Origin of the sequence: Paenibacillus sp. FA6, assembly GCF_051550225.1 — a bacterium.
Classification (GTDB): domain Bacteria; phylum Bacillota; class Bacilli; order Paenibacillales; family Paenibacillaceae; genus Paenibacillus_AQ.
Genome location: NZ_CP188820.1, coordinates 615,252 through 634,392, shown reverse-complemented (window position 1 = coordinate 634,392; position 19,141 = coordinate 615,252). Strand labels below are relative to the sequence as shown.

Genomic DNA, 19,141 nt, shown 5'->3' with positions numbered 1-19,141 from the left:
TATCCTCATACTACCAAAAGTAATCGAACATCTCTATGTTGGATTTATTCATATTTAGCGTTTATTTTTTGGGGCCTCCACAAATGTGGGTAGTCTTGTAAGTAGAGAGACTTGGGACAGGCTCCACTCCTCCATTATTGTTGGGAACATCATTGATCAGATAATCTAAGCTTACGCCAAATAGTTCGCTCAGCATAATTACTTTATCCTTTTCAGGATAGGATTGGCCCGATTTTCTATTATATCTTCAATCTCTTTTAGCATGAAAGGTATTTTCGTGAGCTACCAATTATTAAATCACTCTACGAATAGACTTTATATTTTTAATCTCCTATACTATTTAAAGATAATTCAACAAAAATACAAGCATAAAGGTGTAGCTAATGACAAAATATACTCAAGTTTTTCAAGGAACTGCTTTTTCCTCCAAGTCACCCAAAGAAGTACAAATTCTAAAAGATTATCTTTTCTTTATTAATACGAACGGTATGATCGAACAAGTCGTTGCCCCGGAAGATGCCGATTATCAAATGTTATTAGATGCTTATCAAGGCAAAGAGAATTTCCATCGTTTAGCCGATGGCCAGTATTTCTTACCTGGGTTTGTTGATTTGCATGTTCATGCGCCGCAATGGGCACAAGCTGGAACCGCTTTAGATATTCCACTCCATGATTGGTTGAACACGTACACATTCCCGATAGAGTCGAAATTTTCGGATTTGGATTTCGCACAAAATGTCTATCAGGATGTAGTAAGCACCCTACTCGCGAACGGAACCACAACTGCCCTTTATTTTGCAACAGTTCATAAAGAAGCAAGCATATTGCTAGCTGAAATCTGTGCTGAACAAGGTCAGCGCGGTTTGGTTGGGAAAGTAGTTATGGATCATCCAGATAACAATCCAGAATACTATCGTGACGCAGATACACAAACTGCATTAGCGGACACAGAGGAATTTATTATCGCGATCAAGGAATTAGCGAAATCAACGAAACAAGGGGTCTACCCCGTCGTCACGCCACGCTTCATTCCAAGCTGTACAGACGAAGCATTACTAGGGTTGGGTGCATTAGCTGCGAAGTATGATACTTACGTGCAATCGCACTGCAGTGAAAGTGATTGGGAGCATAGTTATGTGCAGGAGCGTTTCAGCAAGAACGATGCGTTTGCTTTGCATGATTTCGGTCTCTTGCGCGATAAATCTGTTATGGCTCATTGCAATTTCTTAACGGATGACGATGCCGATTTATTCGCTGAAACGGGTACAGCGGTTTGTCATTGTCCCATCTCAAATGCTTATTTCGCAAACAGTGTTATTCCTATCGCGCATTTACATGCCAAGAAGGTTGAGATTGGTTTAGGATCTGACATCTCTGGCGGTTTCTCACCGAGTCTCTTCGATAATGCTAGACAAGCTGTAATCTCCTCCAGAATGTTGGAAGACGGTGTGAATACGGCTCTTCCCGCGGAAGAACGCGGTGTCCCGAATTCACGCATCACGATTAACGAAGCGTTCTATCTCGCAACAGCTGGGGGCGGTGAAAGCCTCAGCTTACCGATCGGCCGTTTGGAAGCGAACTATGCATGGGATGTACAAATCATCGATACAGCAGTAAGCTCTGCCAAACTACCTATTTATCAGACCAATGAGGACTTGCATGATGTCTTCCAGAAGATTATGTATCTCGCTCGTCCCGAGAATATCCGTGAAGTTTGGGTACAGGGTGAAAAAGTACATTCACGTATGTCGTAGCATTCATCCCTTATTGATACACGGGGGACTGTGCACAAACAAGCTTGGAAAGTCCTTATGGACCGTCCAAGCTTGTTTGACTAATCCGATCGAACTCCATACACTCGATAGAGAAACAAGCCAAACAGTACTCCAAAAAAAGAAATAGCTGATATGGACAGATAAAGAGTCTGACCGCCAAAGGTTCCATATACCGCACCGCCTATATAGGAGGCAAAGATCCCTGAAACACCGAAAAACAGTAATGCTAGTACCGTTTGGCCTGTTGCACGCCATTCCACTGGTACAGTTCGATATAAATATTGAATTGATGCAGAGTAGAAAACTGGAAAAGTCAACATCTGTAGAATTTGCAAATACACCAACAGATGAGGATCAGTAATCCAGGCTGAGATGAAAAAGCGAAAGAAATAAAAAATGGATGCAAAAGAAATAGTAAGCAGCTCTTTACCTTTACGCATCCACCAGAAACTCATCGCGAAAACGACTATCTCACTTCCTGCCGCCAGAAAAAAGGCCTGCCCCACTAATTCGGTGCTCCCACCAAGCTCACGAATATAAACTCCAAGAAAGGTATCGTTCATTCTCGCAGGAATGGAACAGATAAATACTAGTAGCAAAAACAACAGCGTCTCTTTATTACTTATAAAATGCTTGAGACTACTTATCGTAACGGGTTTGCCAGTAACAGGCGCATTAGGCATCTTCCAGCCTATAACAAAACTAATGAACCCAATACCTACAAAAAGATATGCCAAACTATGTGCACCGAAATAAGAGATCACGTAACCAGTAAGCAGCGATGCTACGGCATAACCCAATGCGCCATAGGTACGGATCGATCCATAGCTGATCCCTGAAGATTCAGCGATTGTAAAATTTAAACTTTCCGTCAGTGGATCGATTGGCATTAGAAAAAAGTATAGTAACATTGCGAACAAAATAAGCATCGGATAGCTACTGGTCTCGTACAACAAATAGCCTATTATGCTCGAGAACATCAGTAGCACCAGCAGTACCTTCCGGCTTGATCTTGTTTTATCACTAATCATACCCCATAGTGGCTGGGCGATCAGAGTAACGAACCCACCCGTACCGATTATGAGGCCGATTTGTGCTGGAGTTAGGCCCTGCACATCTAAATAGACTGGAAGGAATGAAATGAACATAGCCAGTAGCGCAAAATACAAAAAGTTGAAGCTTCTCAACAGGTTTGACATTCTCATAAAAAAGTCTATCCTCCATGTATTTTCTTGGTTATTGCATACTACTTAAGAACCTCTATATTTCCTTCTTTCATTATAAAATATCCATTCCTTACAAAGGATAGTATTCGGCTTACGCTTACTCCGGTTTGGTTCGCAAGTTCTAGAACCATTGTATCCGGGTAAACTTCAACAACGCTACGTAATTTGTGATAGTTCTTTTCACAGCTCTGGCACATTTTTTCATTTCTTTTCTCATATAGATTTCCACAAAAATCACAAATTTGATATTTCCCCATGTTGTCTCCTTATATAGGTGTCCCTATGTACCATTTATGATAAGTGCTACCAACTATTATACCCTATTAGATTCATTCACCAAATTAATAAAAAAGCCACTTCCGAAGAAGTGGCTTGAATTTATTATTTGGTGGAGCCTAGGGGGATCGAGCCCCTGACCTCTTGCATGCTATGCAAGCGCTCTCCCGCCGTTGCTAGTTACACTGTCCTAAATCTTATAAATCAGATTAAATGCTTCGTATATATCTGGTATTGAATAGTCAAAGACCAACCCAACACGAGTATACTCTCTCTTAAAAAATGGGGGAAGCCCGTATTGAACAAGATACCGAACATGTGGCGGATGGTGTTGTTGCGTTCGCCCGGCATTCCAAACTCACGATGCGCTTCGCCATAGTCAATAGAGCGCCCGCCTCTGTCTGCAAACCTTCATAGCAGTCACTTGTAATCCTGCCCGCAATTAACAACAAAATCTAAAAATACATTATTGAAATTATGAAATTAAGTTTTGAGCTGCTTCCCCACTAACATTAGCGAGGAATCGAGCATGAAACACAAGTAATTCCACAGCTGTGTGGGAGATAATAACCTTATATCTAGGTCTTTTTCCCATACTTGACCTCTCGGATGGCTGCCTGTATCATGTCGACGGCATCTGCGATGGAGAATCCATTCTTTAATCGCAGCAGAAGGCTTAGTTTTCATATTCACACCTCGCGTAGTCTAATTATATACTGATTCTGCAATCACCACCACTCGAAGTGCTAATTCACAATCGCTTAATCCGTGAGGAACGACCCATTTCGTTCGATCTCGCTATATAACCAAAACAAAAGCAGCTCGTGTGAACTGCTTGGTTTCTATAGTGGTGTCACCTTAGCGGGATCGAACCGCTGACCTCTTCTACTCTGCCAGCGATGCGCTCTCCCATCGTGGTTGGTTTCACGGCCCCAATTATATACGAACGGCACTGAGAGATGCTGTCTAACAAGTGACAAAAACAACCCGCACTGGCGGGATCCGCGCCAAGCCCGAACATCACACCGAGAAAACTAAACGCCAAACTGCTTTAAATGATGGTCTAAGTGCTTATAGATACAGATGCCCCACTGCTCGGAGGTGAGCTTACCGAAAAAGGGATGGGGATGAGTAGTACACCTCTCCGGTCCATTGCGCTGAAATAAGTCGGTTTTTTGTCTCAATAATTCTTTTTCTTTCTCGAATTCTCTTTTGTCTGTAAATAAAATGGTCGGGATTGTTGACATATTGCGAGGTAATGGCTTGTCATTATAAACAACTGATTTCACAAATCCTCCAATCACGATCCCTAGCCATCCTCTCTTTGGGAAAGAAACTCCCGAGGCAATGTCCTGGAATGCGGAGCAGTGAGCCAGCATTTGAGCAACATTCATCTTCCCCCAATGTGGTTGTGAATGAGCGCCCAACTTATCGATACGTGCTAAAATCTCGATCGTATGATTTCGATCAAAAATATTTTTCATTCTTTGCCGTCCCTTCTCCTTGGATGAGCAGTTCATAGAAGCCAGCGGATCAGCTATACGTTGCACGCTCTGTCGCGCATGACCCATGTCTTGTGCCATCTTGGCTACGGTCTGCAGTTGATTTCCTGCCCGACCAAGCACTTGCCACCGTGCGCTACTCTGACCCAATGGTCTCGTCACATTATCGCCGGCCTTCATCAACAATCCGTAAACTCTAAAATGTTCAATAAGAAACGGCTAAGCGAATCATCCGGCTTTTCAGTCGAGTTTGTCATGATTGCAGATTAACATATTGACAACCTGCTGTCGATAATACACCTTCCACTACGTCCGCGCGGACTGAACCCCGGGGTTCGCCCCCTGGGCATTCCACCAATAAAACAGAAAACCACGTCCTATGGACGTGGTTGATTTGTTTTATTGGTGGAGCCTAGGGGGATCGAACCCCTGACCTCATCACTGCCAGCGATGCGCTCTCCCAGCTGAGCTAAGGCCCCATTGACTTTGACAACAACTAATAACTTATCAAACAATGAAGGTTATGTCAATGTCAATATTCCTCTTATTCCTCAGCTGTACTTTTAGATAAGAGGGTTTTCAGTTCCTTCATAAACATATTGATGTCCTTAAATTGGCGATATACAGAAGCAAATCTTACATAGGCAACCTCATCTACCTGATATAGCTCTTCCATCACCAGTTCCCCGATTTGCTGACTTTCTACTTCCGGTACAGCCGTATTACGAAGTGCCTTTTCTACCTCTGAGACGATCATATCGAACTGTTCTACAGATACTGGACGTTTCTCGCAAGCCCGAATCAATCCGCGCATCATCTTATCGCGGCTAAACTCTTCACGATTACCATTCTTCTTAATTACAATTAGAGGTGCTTCTTCGACCATTTCAAACGTAGTGAACCTCCGAGCGCATTGCTCGCATTCACGCCTGCGTCGGATCGATTTATTCTCATTCGCTGGACGCGAATCCAACACCTTAGTTCCCGAAAAGTCACAGAAAGGGCACTTCATTTTCGTCAACACTTCCTTTTCACGGTGGATTAGTCCAATATTTATATTTATTTCCTTAATTTTTCTATTTTATTTAGTTATGAAGATTGCATTTAAAGCACATAATACTTTTACCAACAGCGAGGAGGTGAACAACAATGAGCTCAAACAGCAACTCTAACAATTTAGTTGTAACTAAAGCCACAGGTGCACTTGAACAAATGAAGTATGAAATTGCTCAAGAACTTGGAATTAGTATTCCTCAAGATGGATATCAAGGTAACATGACTTCATATGAGAACGGTTCAATCGGAGGGTATATTACCAAACGATTGGTAACTATTGCAGAACAACAATTAGCAGGTCAATACAGCTAATATGATTTAGATAAGGAGTGTTGGGCCGGATGAAGATCGGGCCTAACACTTCTTTTTAGTTCATCAACATCAGAACTTATCATAGACATCCGTATATTTCTCATAATAATATAATACACGTTGTACATAATGCCTAGTCTGATCAATTGGAATTTCTTTAACCGTTTCAAGTTGTCCATCCCACAAACCTTTATTCATCCAACTCTTCACATTACCCGGACCTGCATTATATGCGGCAATCGCTATCGTCCTATTCCCATCAAACTGCTTAATTAATGAGGATAAGTACCAGGTACCTAGCTGAACATTAGGACTTACTTCATGCTTGATCCGATCCAGAGATACTTCAGGGAGTTTAGCCATTTCCATAGCCCAAGTCGCTGTATTTGGCATAAGCTGCATAATTCCAAGCGCACCTTTACTCGACTCTTTACCCGTTTTAAAATTAGATTCTACTCGGATGATAGCTGCAATTAAGTACGGATCAACGTCATACTCTTCAGCTTGAAGTTTAATCTCTTCTTTGAAATGAATAGGATAAAACCAAGACATCCAATTACTATTGAAGAATAACAACATGACAAATGTAGTGAATAGAAGCATGAGTACCCTCTTTTTACGAAAAAGTCTCATAGCTGACCTAACTGGAGCCATAATTCATTCACTTGTTGCTCCGTTGTTGCTAAGCTATCACTGTTATCAATCACGAGATCCGCCATGGTCTTCTTCACTTCTATATCCATTTGTGCGTGGAGCCTAGCCTCAGCTTCGTCAGCCGACAAGCTATCTCTCTGCATCAACCTTAGCTTCTGTATATCCCTTGGTACATATACCACTAACACTTGTTCGAACATCGATTGTAGGCCTGATTCTATTAATAGAGGGATATCGATCACAATGAGTGTTTCTGGATTCAGCTTCTCAAGTTCCTTCATACGTTCATTCAATTGTTTACGAATTTCAGGATGACTAATATCATTCAATGCCTTAAGAGCCTCTTTATCATTAAATACAATATTACCGAGCTTCTTACGATCTAAAGTGCCATCTGCTTGCAATATAGCTTGTCCAAAAAAATTCGTTACTGCAGTAAGAACAGGTTGACCCGGGAGCATAACATCCCGGGCAATAGCATCTGCATCAACTAGCAAAGCTCCCTTCTTCACCAGAAGAGAGGATACGGTGCTCTTCCCTGTTGCAATTCCCCCAGTTAGTCCTATATTCATATTCCACCTCATAATAGCTTCATTATTCCCATTATTATTAACATTAAAGCTGGTAATGCCGTCATGTGCCGTGTCCATGATTTCATAGCAAATCGAAACCCTGTATTCATACCCAGAACGAGAAAACTACCACTAAAGACAGCTATAACTAGCGATGTGGACAAGGGAGAAAAACCAAGTAGAGCTGCTCCCAGGCCTGCTCCGAATGCATCTAAAGATAATGCAATCCCCAACCACATCGCCTCATAACCTGAGATACTACCCGATTCATCCACGTCCGCCGAGGATGGTGTCCGTAATATTTGGATCACAAGCCCCATTTTACGAATTTCAAATGTGAACACTTGACGTTCCACTGGATGTTGAGGGATTTCCTCAATCTTCTCAACAATTACAGGTTTGACCACTTGCTCCTTCTCCTTCTGCACAACCATCTGCACCAGAGACCATAATCCCATAATAATGAGAATAATAGCCCCTATAGCAGACGCTACCGTAGGAGAAATAAAGTTCGCTAACAGAACACCCACTTGCATCGAAATGTAAATAACAATACCCGAAAGAGTAGAGATGATCATAATCGAAAGTAAAGGGATCTTCACTTGCTTCAAGCCATATGTAATCCCCACTCCAAAACTATCCAAACTCACCGCAAAAGCCAGCAACATCAGTGCAAAAATATGACTGTGCACCCCTGTCCCCTCCCTATCTCGTACGGAAGCATCGAATACCTCATCCGAAACCCTTCCGCAACCATCGATATGTCCTCCGTTATTATATGGAAGATGAAACGAGTGGGTGCACATTCACATCATTATTCCTTTTTAAATGGTTGTTCTCACTTTAAACCTTTGACATCTCGGACAGAAATGCGTTCCTCTTCCGCCCACAACGATCTTTTCGATAAGTAATCCACAGTTGATACAAGGTTTGTTCTCACGTCCGTAAACTTGAAGTTCTTGCTGGAACATCCCCATCTCCCCTTGACCATCCACATATGATTTGATGGAGGATCCTCCAGCTTCAATGGATTCCAATAATATTCTGACGATGGATCCATGTAATATCTCAAGCTGCTTGTCCGCTAAAGAATCCGTTGGTTGCTCTGGATGGATTCCTGCTTCAAATAAAGATTCATCTACATAGATATTCCCAATTCCGACGACATATACCTGGTTCAAGAGGACTGATTTAATCTTAGTCTTCTTCCCCGTTAGTATCTTCTTAAATTGCTCTAGGGTAAAAGACTCATCTAGTGGTTCAACACCTAGCTTAGACAGCGGTAGATTCACAAGATCCTCACCTGTTGCGAACAAGTGCATTGTGCCAAATTGTCGGACATCTTTATAACGCAATTCTGTACCATCATTGAAATGAAAAACAACATGCGTATGTTTCTCTACTGGGTCTTGACTGGAGTAAAGACCGTATCTTCCTTCCATCCGTAAATGGGATACGAGTACAAGTCCATCCATTAGAATACGCAGAAATTTCCCACGTCGTTCCACACTTTGAATCGTGTGTCCCGCAAGCATAAAAGCAAATTCATTTATATCATCAGGACGCTGAATAATCCGCGCCAAATGGACACTAACACGATCAATAGTTTTGTCTTTAACTAATAAATTCAAGGTATTCTTTATCGTTTCTACTTCCGGTAATTCCGGCATAATGCTTTCACCTCTACCTCATTATAACGGAATTCCGACTGCTTTGGGGTACTATTTAGCTTCATACCAATTACTTCCAAAGCTAACTTCAGCTTTAAGTGGAACAACCAGTTGAAGAGCTTGTGCCATAATTTCAGGAACAAGTGATTTCATCATCTCAAGCTCATCTTCAGGAACTTCGAATACCAATTCATCATGAACCTGTAGAAGCATACGACTCTTCAACTTTTTATCTGATAGCGCATGATCCATATGCACCATTGCAAGCTTAATAATATCTGCTGCCGTACCTTGGATAGGTGTATTCATTGCCGTACGTTCTGCGAATGATCGAAGATTGAAATTACTAGCATTAATTTCAGGAAGATATCTTCTTCTTCCCAAGAGAGTCGTGACATAACCCTTCTCCTTGGCTTCTTTCACAATATCACCCATAAATTGTTTCACACCTTGGAATATTTCGAAATATTGCTCTATGAAATGAGCAGCTTCTTTTCGTGTTATATTAAGATTCTGTGATAATCCATAATCACTAATTCCATAAACGATTCCGAAATTGACTGCTTTGGCCGAACGACGCATATCAGAGTCGACTTCTTCCGGCTTCACTCCGAATACGTCCATTGCTGTTTTGGTATGAATGTCCATATCTTGAATGAAAGCCTCTTTAAGTTTTTCGTCATTTGAAATATGTGCTAACACACGTAATTCAATTTGTGAATAGTCGGCTGCCAAGATAGACCACCCTGGTTCAGAAGGTACAAAAGCTTTACGGATTTTACGACCTTCCTCAAGCCGGATCGGAATATTCTGCAAATTCGGGAATTGACTACTCAATCGACCAGTTGCAGCAATGGTCTGACGATAATACGTATGCACTTTACCTGTCTTCGGAGAGATCTCTTTAAGTAATCCTTCTACATACGTTGATTGCAATTTAGCAAGTGTCCGATATTGTAGAATGAGTTGTACAACTTCATGATAAGGTGCCAGTTTTTCAAGTACCTCAGCATCGGTTGAGAATCCAGTCTTCGTCTTCTTCACAGCAGGAAGACCTAACTTCACGAATAGAATCTCACCTAACTGCTTCGGTGAATTTATATTAAACTTTGCATCCGCAATACGATATATTTCTTCCTCAAGATGATGGATCTGCTCCTCGAGTTCCTTACCAAGCTGTTGTAAGCCCCCCGAGTTAACTTTGATCCCTTGCTTCTCCATATCTGATAAAATACGTGATAGCGGCATCTCCAAGTCATGGAATAATGACTTCATTTCATTCTTATCCAATTCTTCTTCCTGTTTCGGAATAATACTGAGGATGGTAGCTGATTTACGTGCCAAATGATTACTCAGAACATCCACTTCTGGCACCTTGTATTTCGCACCTTTACCAAATACATCTTCTTCATTAGCTACGGATGATAAGCCATATTTAGAAGCCAATGCACTTACAGTTTGATTGGATTCCGTTGGGTCGAGCAGATAAGCAGCTAGCTGAACATCAAATACCACTCCAGCAAAAGGGATGTCATGCCAATGTAATGCAAGATCCATCCGGTGCAAATCATACCCTCGTTTCGGATACGCAGGATCTTGTAGCCAGTTCAGAATGGGTGTTGCAGAAGCTATTCTCAAGATGTCCAATGGTACATAATCATGCCGCTCATGCGATGAGAACACGATACCAATGATCTCTGCACGATGCGGATTGTCACCATGAGTCTCCACATGCAACACTTCAACGTGTTGAAGACGTGCAATAAACTCGTCCATATTTCCTTCGTTAATAACAGTAACCTCTACGTCCAGGGCAGGTTGCGAACTGACACCCTCCCCTTCTTCTCCTTCACCTGAGAAAGAAAGGCGTTCAAGCAATGATTTGAACTCCAATTTAGCCAACGCTGGACCAGCTGTTTCCTCTTTCAGACCATTGAACACCAGCTCGTCAAATGACTTATCTAATTGAACTTCACGATAAATCGTAGCCAATTTCTTACTAAGAATAGCGTCATCCGCATGAGTCTCAATCTTTTCCTTCATTTTACCCTTTAACTCATGTGTGTTCGCCAGAACCTCTTCTACCGATCCGAATTGATGCAGAAGCTTAAGTGCCGTCTTCTCACCTACACCTGGAACGCCTGGAATATTATCCGAAGTGTCTCCCATTAGCCCCTTCAAATCTGTAATTTGGTGTGGTTCTAGACCATACTTTTCTTGAATTAATGCGGGGGTATATATCTCAATATCTGTAACACCTTTACGTGTCATTCCAATCTGTACATGCTCTGAAGCCAGTTGGAACATATCCTTATCTCCAGATATCACCAATACTTCGCGGCCTGCTTCATCTGCTTCCCTAGCAATAGTACCAATGATATCATCAGCTTCAAATCCGCTCAGCTCATATTGGGCTATTCCCAATCCCTCTAATAACTCCTTTAGCAAAGGAAACTGTTCGGAGAGCTCATGCGGCGTCTTTGCTCGCCCACCCTTATATTCCTTGTAACTTTCATGTCGGAATGTCATTTTTCCAGCATCAAAGGCAACCATCATGTGTGTCGGCTTATGATCCTCAATGATCCGCAGTAACATATTTGTAAATCCATAAACTGCATTTGTATGCCATCCCTTCGTATTCGTCAGTGGTGGCATTGCAAAAAAAGCGCGGTAAATGATACTATTTCCATCAATAAGAATTAACTTTTCCATAAAACACCTTCCCTTTACAACATTCTTCTATCATGATACCATACCAAGCCATAAATCGAGAAAAAGCACCGACTATTGTCGATGCTAAGTTTTGAACTTCCTATATAATACGAGTTCAAAAAGTCAGCTTTTCAGCTCCGAGAAGATTGGATGAAGCTAGGGAGTGAGGAGCGGAGCGTAGGCAGTCCCTACGTGAGCACCGGAAAGACCGGCTGAATTCAATCTTCGATGTCGAATACGCTTCTCGCTATACTTCGTGATCAAAAGATGACTTTTTGAACTTCCTCTATTATTGGTTTAGATCAGGTCGTTTCCCTGTCACTAGATAAATAACACTTTCACCAATATTTGTAGCATGATCAGCGATACGTTCAATGTAACGACCTACTAACGTCAATAACATCACTTGAGATATAGATTCAGGATGTGATGGTATATAGGTGTAAAGTTCGGTTATAATTTGTCCGTATAAATGATCAACTTCATCATCATCTCGAGCCATCTTTAAGGCCAAATCCGTATTCTCATCAAGATAGGAGGTAATGGCTTCTGAAATCATCACATCAACAATCTCAGCCATTTTAGGGATGTCAATAAGTGGTTTAATTAAAGGCTGCCCTTGAAGACGCATCGTTACTTTAGCAATATCTAAGGCAAGATCTCCCATACGCTCCAAGTCACTTGAAATTTTAAAGGCAACAATGATACGTCGTAAATCTTTAGCGACAGGTTGCTGCGTAACAATTAAGCGTGATCCAATATCCATAATTTGATCTTCCATCGCATTCAGCAACACATCATCCTTAACGATCTGTTGCGCTAAATCTACATTCAGTGTGTGCAGTGCCGTAATAGCACCATCTAAGGCCTGAATAACATGTTCGCCCATTTTTCGCAACAATGTACGTAATTCATCTAGATCTTGATCTAATCCTATTCTCCGAATCATATGTCCATTATCCTCCTATCAATACTCACTTTAGCCAAATCGTCCTGAAATATAGTCTTCTGTTCGGGAATCCTGTGGATTCGTAAATAAGACGTCGGTTTCATCCGATTCAACTACTTCCCCATTGAGGAAAAAAACCGTTCGCCCAGATACACGTGCTGCTTGATGCATATTATGAGTAACCATCACAATAGTATACATTTCCTTCAATTCCTGCACTAACTCTTCAATCTTGAGTGTCGATATTGGATCGAGAGCTGAAGTTGCTTCATCCATCAATAAAATATCAGGTTGTATCGCTAGGGCACGTGCAATACACAGTCGTTGTTGTTGCCCACCCGAAAGACTTAGAGCTGAACGTTTCAAATAATCCTTCACTTCATCCCACAGCGCTGCTTGACGTAGGCTTTGTTCTACCATATTATCGAGTTCTTCTTTATGGACAATCCCATGCAATCGAGGACCATAAGCAATATTATCATAAATTGATTTAGGGAATGGATTGGGTTGCTGAAACACCATACCCACTTGCTTACGGAGATCCTCAACTTGAACATCTTCACCATATATTTCTTTACCGTTAATTTTAACAGAACCAACGATTTGAGTTCCTGGGATCATATCATTCATACGATTCAATGTACGCAACAATGTTGATTTACCACAACCTGAAGGTCCAATAAATGACGTAATCGTCTTCTCTGGTATCGTTAAATCAACATCCTTGAGAGCATGAAAACTTCCGTAGAATAGATTTAATTGCTTAATATGGATAATGTCTTCCATTAAATATTCATATCTCCTTATCTATACGAGTTGTTCCTTATCATATTACTACTTTTATGTAAATACTGTACCCTACAATTGTAAACTCCATGTAAAACATATCAATGAGGAGTATTTCTTTTTTTATTAACAACTAATTTATAACCAACACCACGAATGGAATCGATGTGTACAGAATCAGGATCGAGTTCAAGCTTTTTGCGAAGGGAACTAACATGTACGTCAACCGTTCTCTGACCACCAATATAATCGAATCCCCAGACCTCGTTCATTAAGTCATCTCTTGTAAGAACTACTCCAGGCTTTCGAGCAAGGTATAGTAACACTTCAAATTCTTTGGGCCGTAGATTAATATTCTGTCCACCTAATATCACTTCATATTTCTCTGGGAATATTTCTAACTGACCTAATGAAATCATGGTGGATGTAGTCTGTATTGTCATCACTTCTTCGCTTTTTCCTGACACTCGTCTCATAACAGCGCTCACTCTAGCCAATAATTCCGAGACACCAAAGGGCTTAGTAATATAATCATCAGCGCCTGATTTAAGTCCTTGTACGACTTCCTCTTCAGCATTCTTAGCAGTCAGAATAATAATGGGCGTCACAACACCTTGTGCGCGCAATTTACCTAAGATATCAATCCCATTCATTCCTGGTAGCATAAGATCTAGTAGGATAAGGTCAAATGATTCCTGAGAGGCACGCTCATAACCGGCAGTTCCATGGTCCTCCACTGTCACATCATAGCCTTCTTGTGTCAAATTATAGGATAATAATCGAGCCAATGTCGGCTCATCTTCAATAACCAACAATCGTTGTGGCATGCGGATCCCCCCATTCTTTATATTTCATCACTTATAGAAGAACATTATTCATTATCATAACATCCTAATGTTAACAGAGTGTAAAAACCATAAGAAACATTTCTATTGCGTTTTAATTTCCGTACTGTCCCTCATCCCCTTGTAGAAGAGGTAACTCAATGACAAAGGATGTACCTATATTCAGTTCACTCTCTACCGTCACGATACCATGATGCATATCAACTAAATGTTTTACGATAGACAGACCCAGACCTGTCCCTCCAGAGAATCTTGAGCGTGCTTTATCGACCCGGTAGAAACGTTCAAATATTCGTGAAAGGTCTTTTTTAGGAATCCCCATCCCAGTGTCTGCGATTGTGAATTGAATTGTATCATGGCCTTCTTCATGCTCTTTATGCACTACTATTACTTTTACCTTCCCGCCCTCTTGCGTATAATTGACAGCATTGGATAGAATATTCAGAAAGATTTGCTTCAACTTGTCCTCATCCGCCTCAATATATAGCTCATCAGGAACATCAGCTTGAAGAAGAATCCTTTTCTTAGATGCAACAGCTCCTAAAGTATCTAGTACCGGCACGAAGAATGACGATAAATGAACAGGGGAGCACTCCATCCGTATACTCTTCGATTCAATTTTAGATAGATCTAGAATATCACTAATCAGTCTATTCAACCTCTCACTTTCATCATAAATGATTTGTAGAAAAGATCGCACCGTCTTCTCATCTGTCACGCCACCACCAAGCAATGTTTCCGCGAATCCTTTCACTGCCGCTATCGGTGTTTTTAACTCATGTGAGACATTCGTGACGAACTCACTACGAACATTTTCCAACCTGCGGATAGCCGTAATATTTTGTAATAAGAACAGCATCCCCTTGTAAGTACCTTCCTCTTCTAGCATCGGGACCCCATCCACACGCATCAACATTTCCTCAGGATAATATAAATTTCGTTCTTCATGAACAGGTTGCTTAAGCGACAGCCCTTCATTCAAAAGTTTGGTCAACTCATAATGTTCTTTCATTTCCAAATATGGTTTACCCAACACTCGTTCAGCTTTAACTTTGAGCATTTCTTCGGCCGCTGGATTAATAACTGCGATATTCCCCTTAAGATCAATCAATAGAATACCACTGGTCATATTATCCAACACACTTTGAATTAAATCCTCGTTATCTCGAATTCTCTTCAGTTGATTCTGCAAACTATCCGCCATAGCATTAATGGCTTTCCCCAAATGCCCAACCTCATCATGACGATCTAATTTCACTCGAGCATCGTAGTCCAGATGAGAAATTCGTCTAGCCACTTTAATAATCTGCTCTAAGGGTGCCGTTAGACTCGCCGCCAGCCGATAACTGACAAATGTTGCAATCACAAAAAGGATGAGTAACCATACCGCCATAAGAGTCCATCCATGCTGTAAACCCTGATTAATGGATTGAAGACTAACCGACAATCGAATATATCCATCGAATTCGTTACCCACTTTAATAGGCGCAGCCACATACAACATATCTTGTCCGAGTGAGGTGCTATATCTTATAACATGCCCTACACCCTCTTCCCTCGCTGAAATGATCTCTTCTCTATCGTTATGGTTATCCATTAACAACGGATCTGTCTCCGAATCACCAATCACATCGCCATTATGATTAATAAAAGTCACACGTGACTCTATTAACTCTCCTATTCTCTTTGATTCCTCCGTATAATATTGCAAAGCCCCTTCAGCCCCAGTTGAATGGAAATTGAATGTACTGCCAAGCAGTTTTATTTCCCGGGACATATTCTCCTCAAGGATGACGACATGAGAATCTCTGAATACTTTGGCCATAGCAATACCAGCAACAATCATAGTAAAACCAATCATAATCATTAAGATAACGGTCAACTTTGTACGAAAAGACTTCATATATTTTTACTCCCTTGTTCAGTTTTGCTAGTCCACGGAGGGCTCTCTGCTTCTTGCACAGGAACCCATCTCCTAAGATAAGCATGAAACAGCGTAGCAAGTGGTTGCTGCACCATGATCCCCAAGACAACTGGAACTGAAGCTTTTGGGGAGAAATAACTCATGGCTATTACCATTCCAAGCGATATATTGCGCATCCCCGTTGCATAAGACATGGTCACCTTTATTTCTCTCTCAGGGCTTCTCATGAGATTACCACCTAAATAACCCAATATGTAACTAACGGTTACTATAATAATCACTGCGGGAATAACGACCAGCATATCCCTCTTCAAATCTATAAGATGTGGTGCGATAGCCGCTGCATTCAGCATGACAACCGATGTAAATCCAATCTTCGAAAGAGGAACCGCTATAGGTGCAGTGATATTCTTAAGCTTACCTCGTGATAATTCATACAAAGCAACGCCAATGATAGTAGGAAGAACGACAATCACAAGCAGATCCTTCATCAGACTCAAACTATCGAATGTAATCTGTGTCTCAAAGAATACTTCAATGAGAAAAGGAACTACAAAAGGACTAAGCGCGGAATCGATAACTACCAACGCAAGCATTAACGCCACATTACCATGCGATAATCCAACCCATAGAACAGAAGAGACTCCAAACGGAATAATCGTAAATAGTACTAAACCGACGGTATAATCAGAATAGGCCCCAAAAAGTAGCCATCCAAGCCCGAAAGCCAAGATCGGAGCAACAATATGACTCAAGACCAACACAAGCACGATAGGTGCTGGACGTTTCATGACCCATTTCAAGTGCCCCAACCCACATCCTAATGCCATCACGAGTGTCACATAACCGAATATATAGGGTGACCAAGAAACGTAGGGTAATAAAGAATGACTAAGTAAGAATCCAATTAAAAGTGATCCAGGAATAATTAGAAACATATATTTTTCATACCATTGCGTAAAAGACTCGCTCCATCTTCTCATCCTGTATGTATCCTCTCCAATGTTGTTCATCATTTCTTCTCTTATAATACTTCCATTGGTATTATAATAGCATAAGATGTTTTATTCGAGAGGAGTTATTATATTTATGAACTATCATTTCTCTGCTTATATGTATCGTCTTCAATATATCCAGCGTTGGAGTCTGATGAGAAGTAACATGCCTGAGAACGTAGCTGAGCATTCTTACCATGTTGCGTTGCTCACCCATATGCTCTGTACGATTGGTAATCATTATTTCCAGCGTGAATTAAATGCCGATCGGGCAGTCACTTTAGCTCTATTCCATGATGCTACCGAAGTGTTCACAGGTGATATTGCTACACCTGTGAAACATGACAACCCACTTATACTCGCAAGCTTCCGTGAGATGGAGAAATTTGCAGCTGATCGTCTACTCAGTATGACCCCACCCCGTCTACAAAATATTTATGAAGGGCTACTCAAACCTGATGATCAGGTAGAGATTCAAAAACAAGAGTTACATAAATATGTAAAGGCAGCTGACCGTTTAGATGCTTATCTCAAATGTACTTTGGAAGTCGCTTCTGGTAATCGGGAATTTACGGTAGCCAAGAAGCAGACCTATGAGAAGTTACAATTACTAGACTTGCCTGAGTTGGACTACTTTCTACAACATATTGCTCCAAGCTTCGAAATGTCTTTAGATGAGCTTTCGTATCCACAATCCTAATTATCACTAATTAAACATAAAAATTTAAAGACCCGTACCACCCTTAGAAAGGGTACGGATCTTATTCTTCCATTAACCGTTCACAATTTCTCCTCCGTTGATATGGATCACTTGTCCACTTACGTAGGAGGAATCATCTGAAGCAAGATATACATACGCTGGTGCCACCTCATCTGGTTGACCCGGACGTTTCATCGGTTGCGTACCACCAAACTGACTCACTTTCTCCGCATCAAAGGTAGATGGAATAAGAGGCGTCCAAATGGGGCCTGGTGCGACTGCATTAACACGAATCCCCTTCTCGATGATGTTCAGAGAGAGGGATCGTGTAAAGCTAACGATAGCACCTTTGGTCGCTGAATAATCAATCAGTGTAGGATTACCCTTGTATGCAGTAATAGATGCTGTGTTAATAATCGTACTTCCTTTTTTAAGATGTGGTACAACCGCCTTTGTCATGTAAAACATACCGAATATATTCGTCCGGAACGTTCGCTCCAATTGCTCTTTCGTGATATCCTCAATCTTCTGTTGTGGATGCTGTTCAGCAGCATTATTCACTAGAATATCCAATCGGCCTAATTCCTCAACGACTTTTTTAACAGAGCCTTTACAATATTCTTCATCTCCAATATCTCCTGTAATTAAAAGACATTTACGACCTTCTTGCTCTACTTCCATTTTAGTGTCCCTAGCATCATCATGTTCATTCAAATAAAGAATAGCTACATCTGCACCTTCTTTCGCAAATGTAACAGCTATAGCCCTTCCAATGCCACTGTCTCCACCTGTAATAATTGCAACTTTCCCGTTCAGTTTCCCTGCTGGTTTGTAACTTGATGATTCGTATTCTGGAAGGGGATCCATCTCACTTTCCACTCCAGGTTGTTGGTTCTGATGCTGTGGTGGTAAGGTTGTAATAGGTTGTTTGCCTGGCATCATTCATTCTCCTTTCTTAATCATTACCTCTTAGGATGGCAAGATCTGTCCTAATTATTCTTATAAAGGATGTTCCAAAAGTCATCTTTTGATCACTAAGTACACCAAGAAGCGTATTCGACATCGAAGATTGAATTCAGCCGGTCCTTGCATATGCTTCCGAAGTCGTTTTCTACGAAAACGTGTAGCTCCCTTGCTTCATCCAATCTTCTGAAGCGTTTCGAAGAAACGTAGCATCGTAAGCATAC

At 41.3% G+C, this 19,141-nt stretch carries 17 protein-coding genes and 1 tRNA gene; 3 read left to right on the top strand and 15 right to left on the bottom strand.

Annotated features, from left to right (window positions below):
• Positions 1 to 383: 383 nt before the first annotated feature.
• Positions 384 to 1,754 (top strand): guanine deaminase, encoded by a 1,371-nt coding sequence (guaD, locus tag ACP8HI_RS02885; RefSeq protein ID WP_438349639.1) that lies wholly within the window; start codon positions 384 to 386, stop codon positions 1,752 to 1,754.
• Positions 1,755 to 1,834: 80 nt separating this feature from the next.
• Here guaD and ACP8HI_RS02880 read toward each other — a convergent pair whose 3' ends face one another.
• From ACP8HI_RS02880 to nrdR, 4 genes are all read right to left on the bottom strand, one after another.
• Positions 1,835 to 2,980, bottom strand: a complete 1,146-nt coding sequence (locus ACP8HI_RS02880; RefSeq protein WP_438349638.1) for an MFS transporter — start codon at positions 2,978 to 2,980, stop codon at positions 1,835 to 1,837.
• Between the two features lie 1,331 nt (positions 2,981 to 4,311).
• Positions 4,312 to 4,761 carry a DUF1569 domain-containing protein gene (locus ACP8HI_RS02875; RefSeq protein ID WP_438351686.1) on the bottom strand — a complete coding sequence of 150 codons (450 nt, stop codon included), beginning with the start codon at positions 4,759 to 4,761 and terminating at the stop codon, positions 4,312 to 4,314.
• A gap of 421 nt (positions 4,762 to 5,182) precedes the next feature.
• Positions 5,183 to 5,258, bottom strand: a tRNA-Ala gene (locus ACP8HI_RS02870).
• 65 nt (positions 5,259 to 5,323) lie between these two features.
• Positions 5,324 to 5,791: a transcriptional regulator NrdR gene (gene nrdR, locus ACP8HI_RS02865; protein ID WP_438349637.1), complete on the bottom strand. Its 468-nt coding sequence runs from the start codon at positions 5,789 to 5,791 to the stop codon at positions 5,324 to 5,326.
• A gap of 137 nt (positions 5,792 to 5,928) precedes the next feature.
• On the opposite strand from nrdR, the gene ACP8HI_RS02860 reads away from it, so the two are divergent.
• The gene (locus ACP8HI_RS02860; protein ID WP_438349636.1) at positions 5,929 to 6,147 is read left to right on the top strand and encodes a small, acid-soluble spore protein, alpha/beta type; all 219 of its coding nucleotides are present in this window, start codon (positions 5,929 to 5,931) and stop codon (positions 6,145 to 6,147) included.
• Positions 6,148 to 6,216: 69 nt separating this feature from the next.
• Here ACP8HI_RS02860 and ACP8HI_RS02855 read toward each other — a convergent pair whose 3' ends face one another.
• The 10 genes from ACP8HI_RS02855 to ACP8HI_RS02810 all read right to left on the bottom strand — a co-directional run bounded on the left by ACP8HI_RS02855 (position 6,217) and on the right by ACP8HI_RS02810 (position 17,242).
• Entirely contained in the window at positions 6,217 to 6,780 is a 564-nt protein-coding gene (locus ACP8HI_RS02855; protein WP_438349635.1) for a lytic transglycosylase domain-containing protein, read from the bottom strand.
• Positions 6,777 to 7,373, bottom strand: a complete 597-nt coding sequence (gene coaE / locus ACP8HI_RS02850) for a dephospho-CoA kinase (RefSeq protein WP_438349634.1) — start codon at positions 7,371 to 7,373, stop codon at positions 6,777 to 6,779. Before coaE ends, ACP8HI_RS02855 begins: the two co-directional genes overlap by 4 nt.
• A gap of 8 nt (positions 7,374 to 7,381) precedes the next feature.
• Positions 7,382 to 8,065 (bottom strand): sporulation membrane protein YtaF, encoded by a 684-nt coding sequence (gene ytaF / locus ACP8HI_RS02845; RefSeq protein ID WP_438349633.1) that lies wholly within the window; start codon positions 8,063 to 8,065, stop codon positions 7,382 to 7,384.
• Positions 8,066 to 8,197: 132 nt separating this feature from the next.
• Positions 8,198 to 9,043, bottom strand: coding sequence for a DNA-formamidopyrimidine glycosylase (gene mutM, locus ACP8HI_RS02840; protein WP_438349632.1), 846 nt, complete (start codon positions 9,041 to 9,043; stop codon positions 8,198 to 8,200).
• A 51-nt stretch (positions 9,044 to 9,094) separates the two neighbouring features.
• Positions 9,095 to 11,755: a DNA polymerase I gene (gene polA, locus ACP8HI_RS02835; protein WP_438349631.1), complete on the bottom strand. Its 2,661-nt coding sequence runs from the start codon at positions 11,753 to 11,755 to the stop codon at positions 9,095 to 9,097.
• A gap of 289 nt (positions 11,756 to 12,044) precedes the next feature.
• Positions 12,045 to 12,704, bottom strand: coding sequence for a phosphate signaling complex protein PhoU (gene phoU / locus ACP8HI_RS02830; protein ID WP_438349630.1), 660 nt, complete (start codon positions 12,702 to 12,704; stop codon positions 12,045 to 12,047).
• A 30-nt stretch (positions 12,705 to 12,734) separates the two neighbouring features.
• The gene (gene pstB / locus ACP8HI_RS02825; RefSeq protein ID WP_438349629.1) at positions 12,735 to 13,490 is read right to left on the bottom strand and encodes a phosphate ABC transporter ATP-binding protein PstB; all 756 of its coding nucleotides are present in this window, start codon (positions 13,488 to 13,490) and stop codon (positions 12,735 to 12,737) included.
• 101 nt (positions 13,491 to 13,591) lie between these two features.
• Positions 13,592 to 14,317: a response regulator transcription factor gene (locus ACP8HI_RS02820; RefSeq protein WP_438349628.1), complete on the bottom strand. Its 726-nt coding sequence runs from the start codon at positions 14,315 to 14,317 to the stop codon at positions 13,592 to 13,594.
• 112 nt (positions 14,318 to 14,429) lie between these two features.
• Complete coding sequence (gene pnpS, locus ACP8HI_RS02815; protein WP_438349627.1) at positions 14,430 to 16,238, bottom strand: two-component system histidine kinase PnpS; 1,809 nt, start codon at positions 16,236 to 16,238, stop codon at positions 14,430 to 14,432.
• Positions 16,235 to 17,242: a bile acid:sodium symporter family protein gene (locus ACP8HI_RS02810; RefSeq protein WP_438349626.1), complete on the bottom strand. Its 1,008-nt coding sequence runs from the start codon at positions 17,240 to 17,242 to the stop codon at positions 16,235 to 16,237. Before ACP8HI_RS02810 ends, pnpS begins: the two co-directional genes overlap by 4 nt.
• A gap of 106 nt (positions 17,243 to 17,348) precedes the next feature.
• Here ACP8HI_RS02810 and yfbR point away from each other — a divergent pair, with 106 nt between their 5' ends.
• A complete protein-coding gene (yfbR, locus tag ACP8HI_RS02805; RefSeq protein WP_438349625.1) occupies positions 17,349 to 17,954 on the top strand; it encodes a 5'-deoxynucleotidase in 606 nt (201 codons plus the stop codon).
• A 72-nt stretch (positions 17,955 to 18,026) separates the two neighbouring features.
• Here the strand turns inward: yfbR and ACP8HI_RS02800 are convergent, their stop codons facing one another.
• Positions 18,027 to 18,893 (bottom strand): SDR family oxidoreductase, encoded by an 867-nt coding sequence (locus tag ACP8HI_RS02800; protein ID WP_438351685.1) that lies wholly within the window; start codon positions 18,891 to 18,893, stop codon positions 18,027 to 18,029.
• Positions 18,894 to 19,141 lie beyond the last annotated feature (248 nt).

Coding starts and splice junctions, on each gene's coding strand:
- coaE (WP_438349634.1), bottom strand. CDS start 7,373: ATGAATATAGGACTAACTGGGGGAATTGCAACAGGGAAGAGCACCGTA.
- ACP8HI_RS02880 (WP_438349638.1), bottom strand. CDS start 2,980: ATGAGAATGTCAAACCTGTTGAGAAGCTTCAACTTTTTGTATTTTGCG.
- ACP8HI_RS02855 (WP_438349635.1), bottom strand. CDS start 6,780: ATGAGACTTTTTCGTAAAAAGAGGGTACTCATGCTTCTATTCACTACA.
- yfbR (WP_438349625.1), top strand. CDS start 17,349: ATGAACTATCATTTCTCTGCTTATATGTATCGTCTTCAATATATCCAG.
- mutM (WP_438349632.1), bottom strand. CDS start 9,043: ATGCCGGAATTACCGGAAGTAGAAACGATAAAGAATACCTTGAATTTA.
- pnpS (WP_438349627.1), bottom strand. CDS start 16,238: ATGAAGTCTTTTCGTACAAAGTTGACCGTTATCTTAATGATTATGATT.
- pstB (WP_438349629.1), bottom strand. CDS start 13,490: ATGGAAGACATTATCCATATTAAGCAATTAAATCTATTCTACGGAAGT.
- guaD (WP_438349639.1), top strand. CDS start 384: ATGACAAAATATACTCAAGTTTTTCAAGGAACTGCTTTTTCCTCCAAG.
- ACP8HI_RS02810 (WP_438349626.1), bottom strand. CDS start 17,242: ATGAGAAGATGGAGCGAGTCTTTTACGCAATGGTATGAAAAATATATG.
- polA (WP_438349631.1), bottom strand. CDS start 11,755: ATGGAAAAGTTAATTCTTATTGATGGAAATAGTATCATTTACCGCGCT.
- ACP8HI_RS02820 (WP_438349628.1), bottom strand. CDS start 14,317: ATGCCACAACGATTGTTGGTTATTGAAGATGAGCCGACATTGGCTCGA.
- ACP8HI_RS02800 (WP_438351685.1), bottom strand. CDS start 18,893: ATGCCAGGCAAACAACCTATTACAACCTTACCACCACAGCATCAGAAC.
- phoU (WP_438349630.1), bottom strand. CDS start 12,704: ATGATTCGGAGAATAGGATTAGATCAAGATCTAGATGAATTACGTACA.
- ACP8HI_RS02875 (WP_438351686.1), bottom strand. CDS start 4,761: ATGAAAAATATTTTTGATCGAAATCATACGATCGAGATTTTAGCACGT.
- ACP8HI_RS02860 (WP_438349636.1), top strand. CDS start 5,929: ATGAGCTCAAACAGCAACTCTAACAATTTAGTTGTAACTAAAGCCACA.
- nrdR (WP_438349637.1), bottom strand. CDS start 5,791: ATGAAGTGCCCTTTCTGTGACTTTTCGGGAACTAAGGTGTTGGATTCG.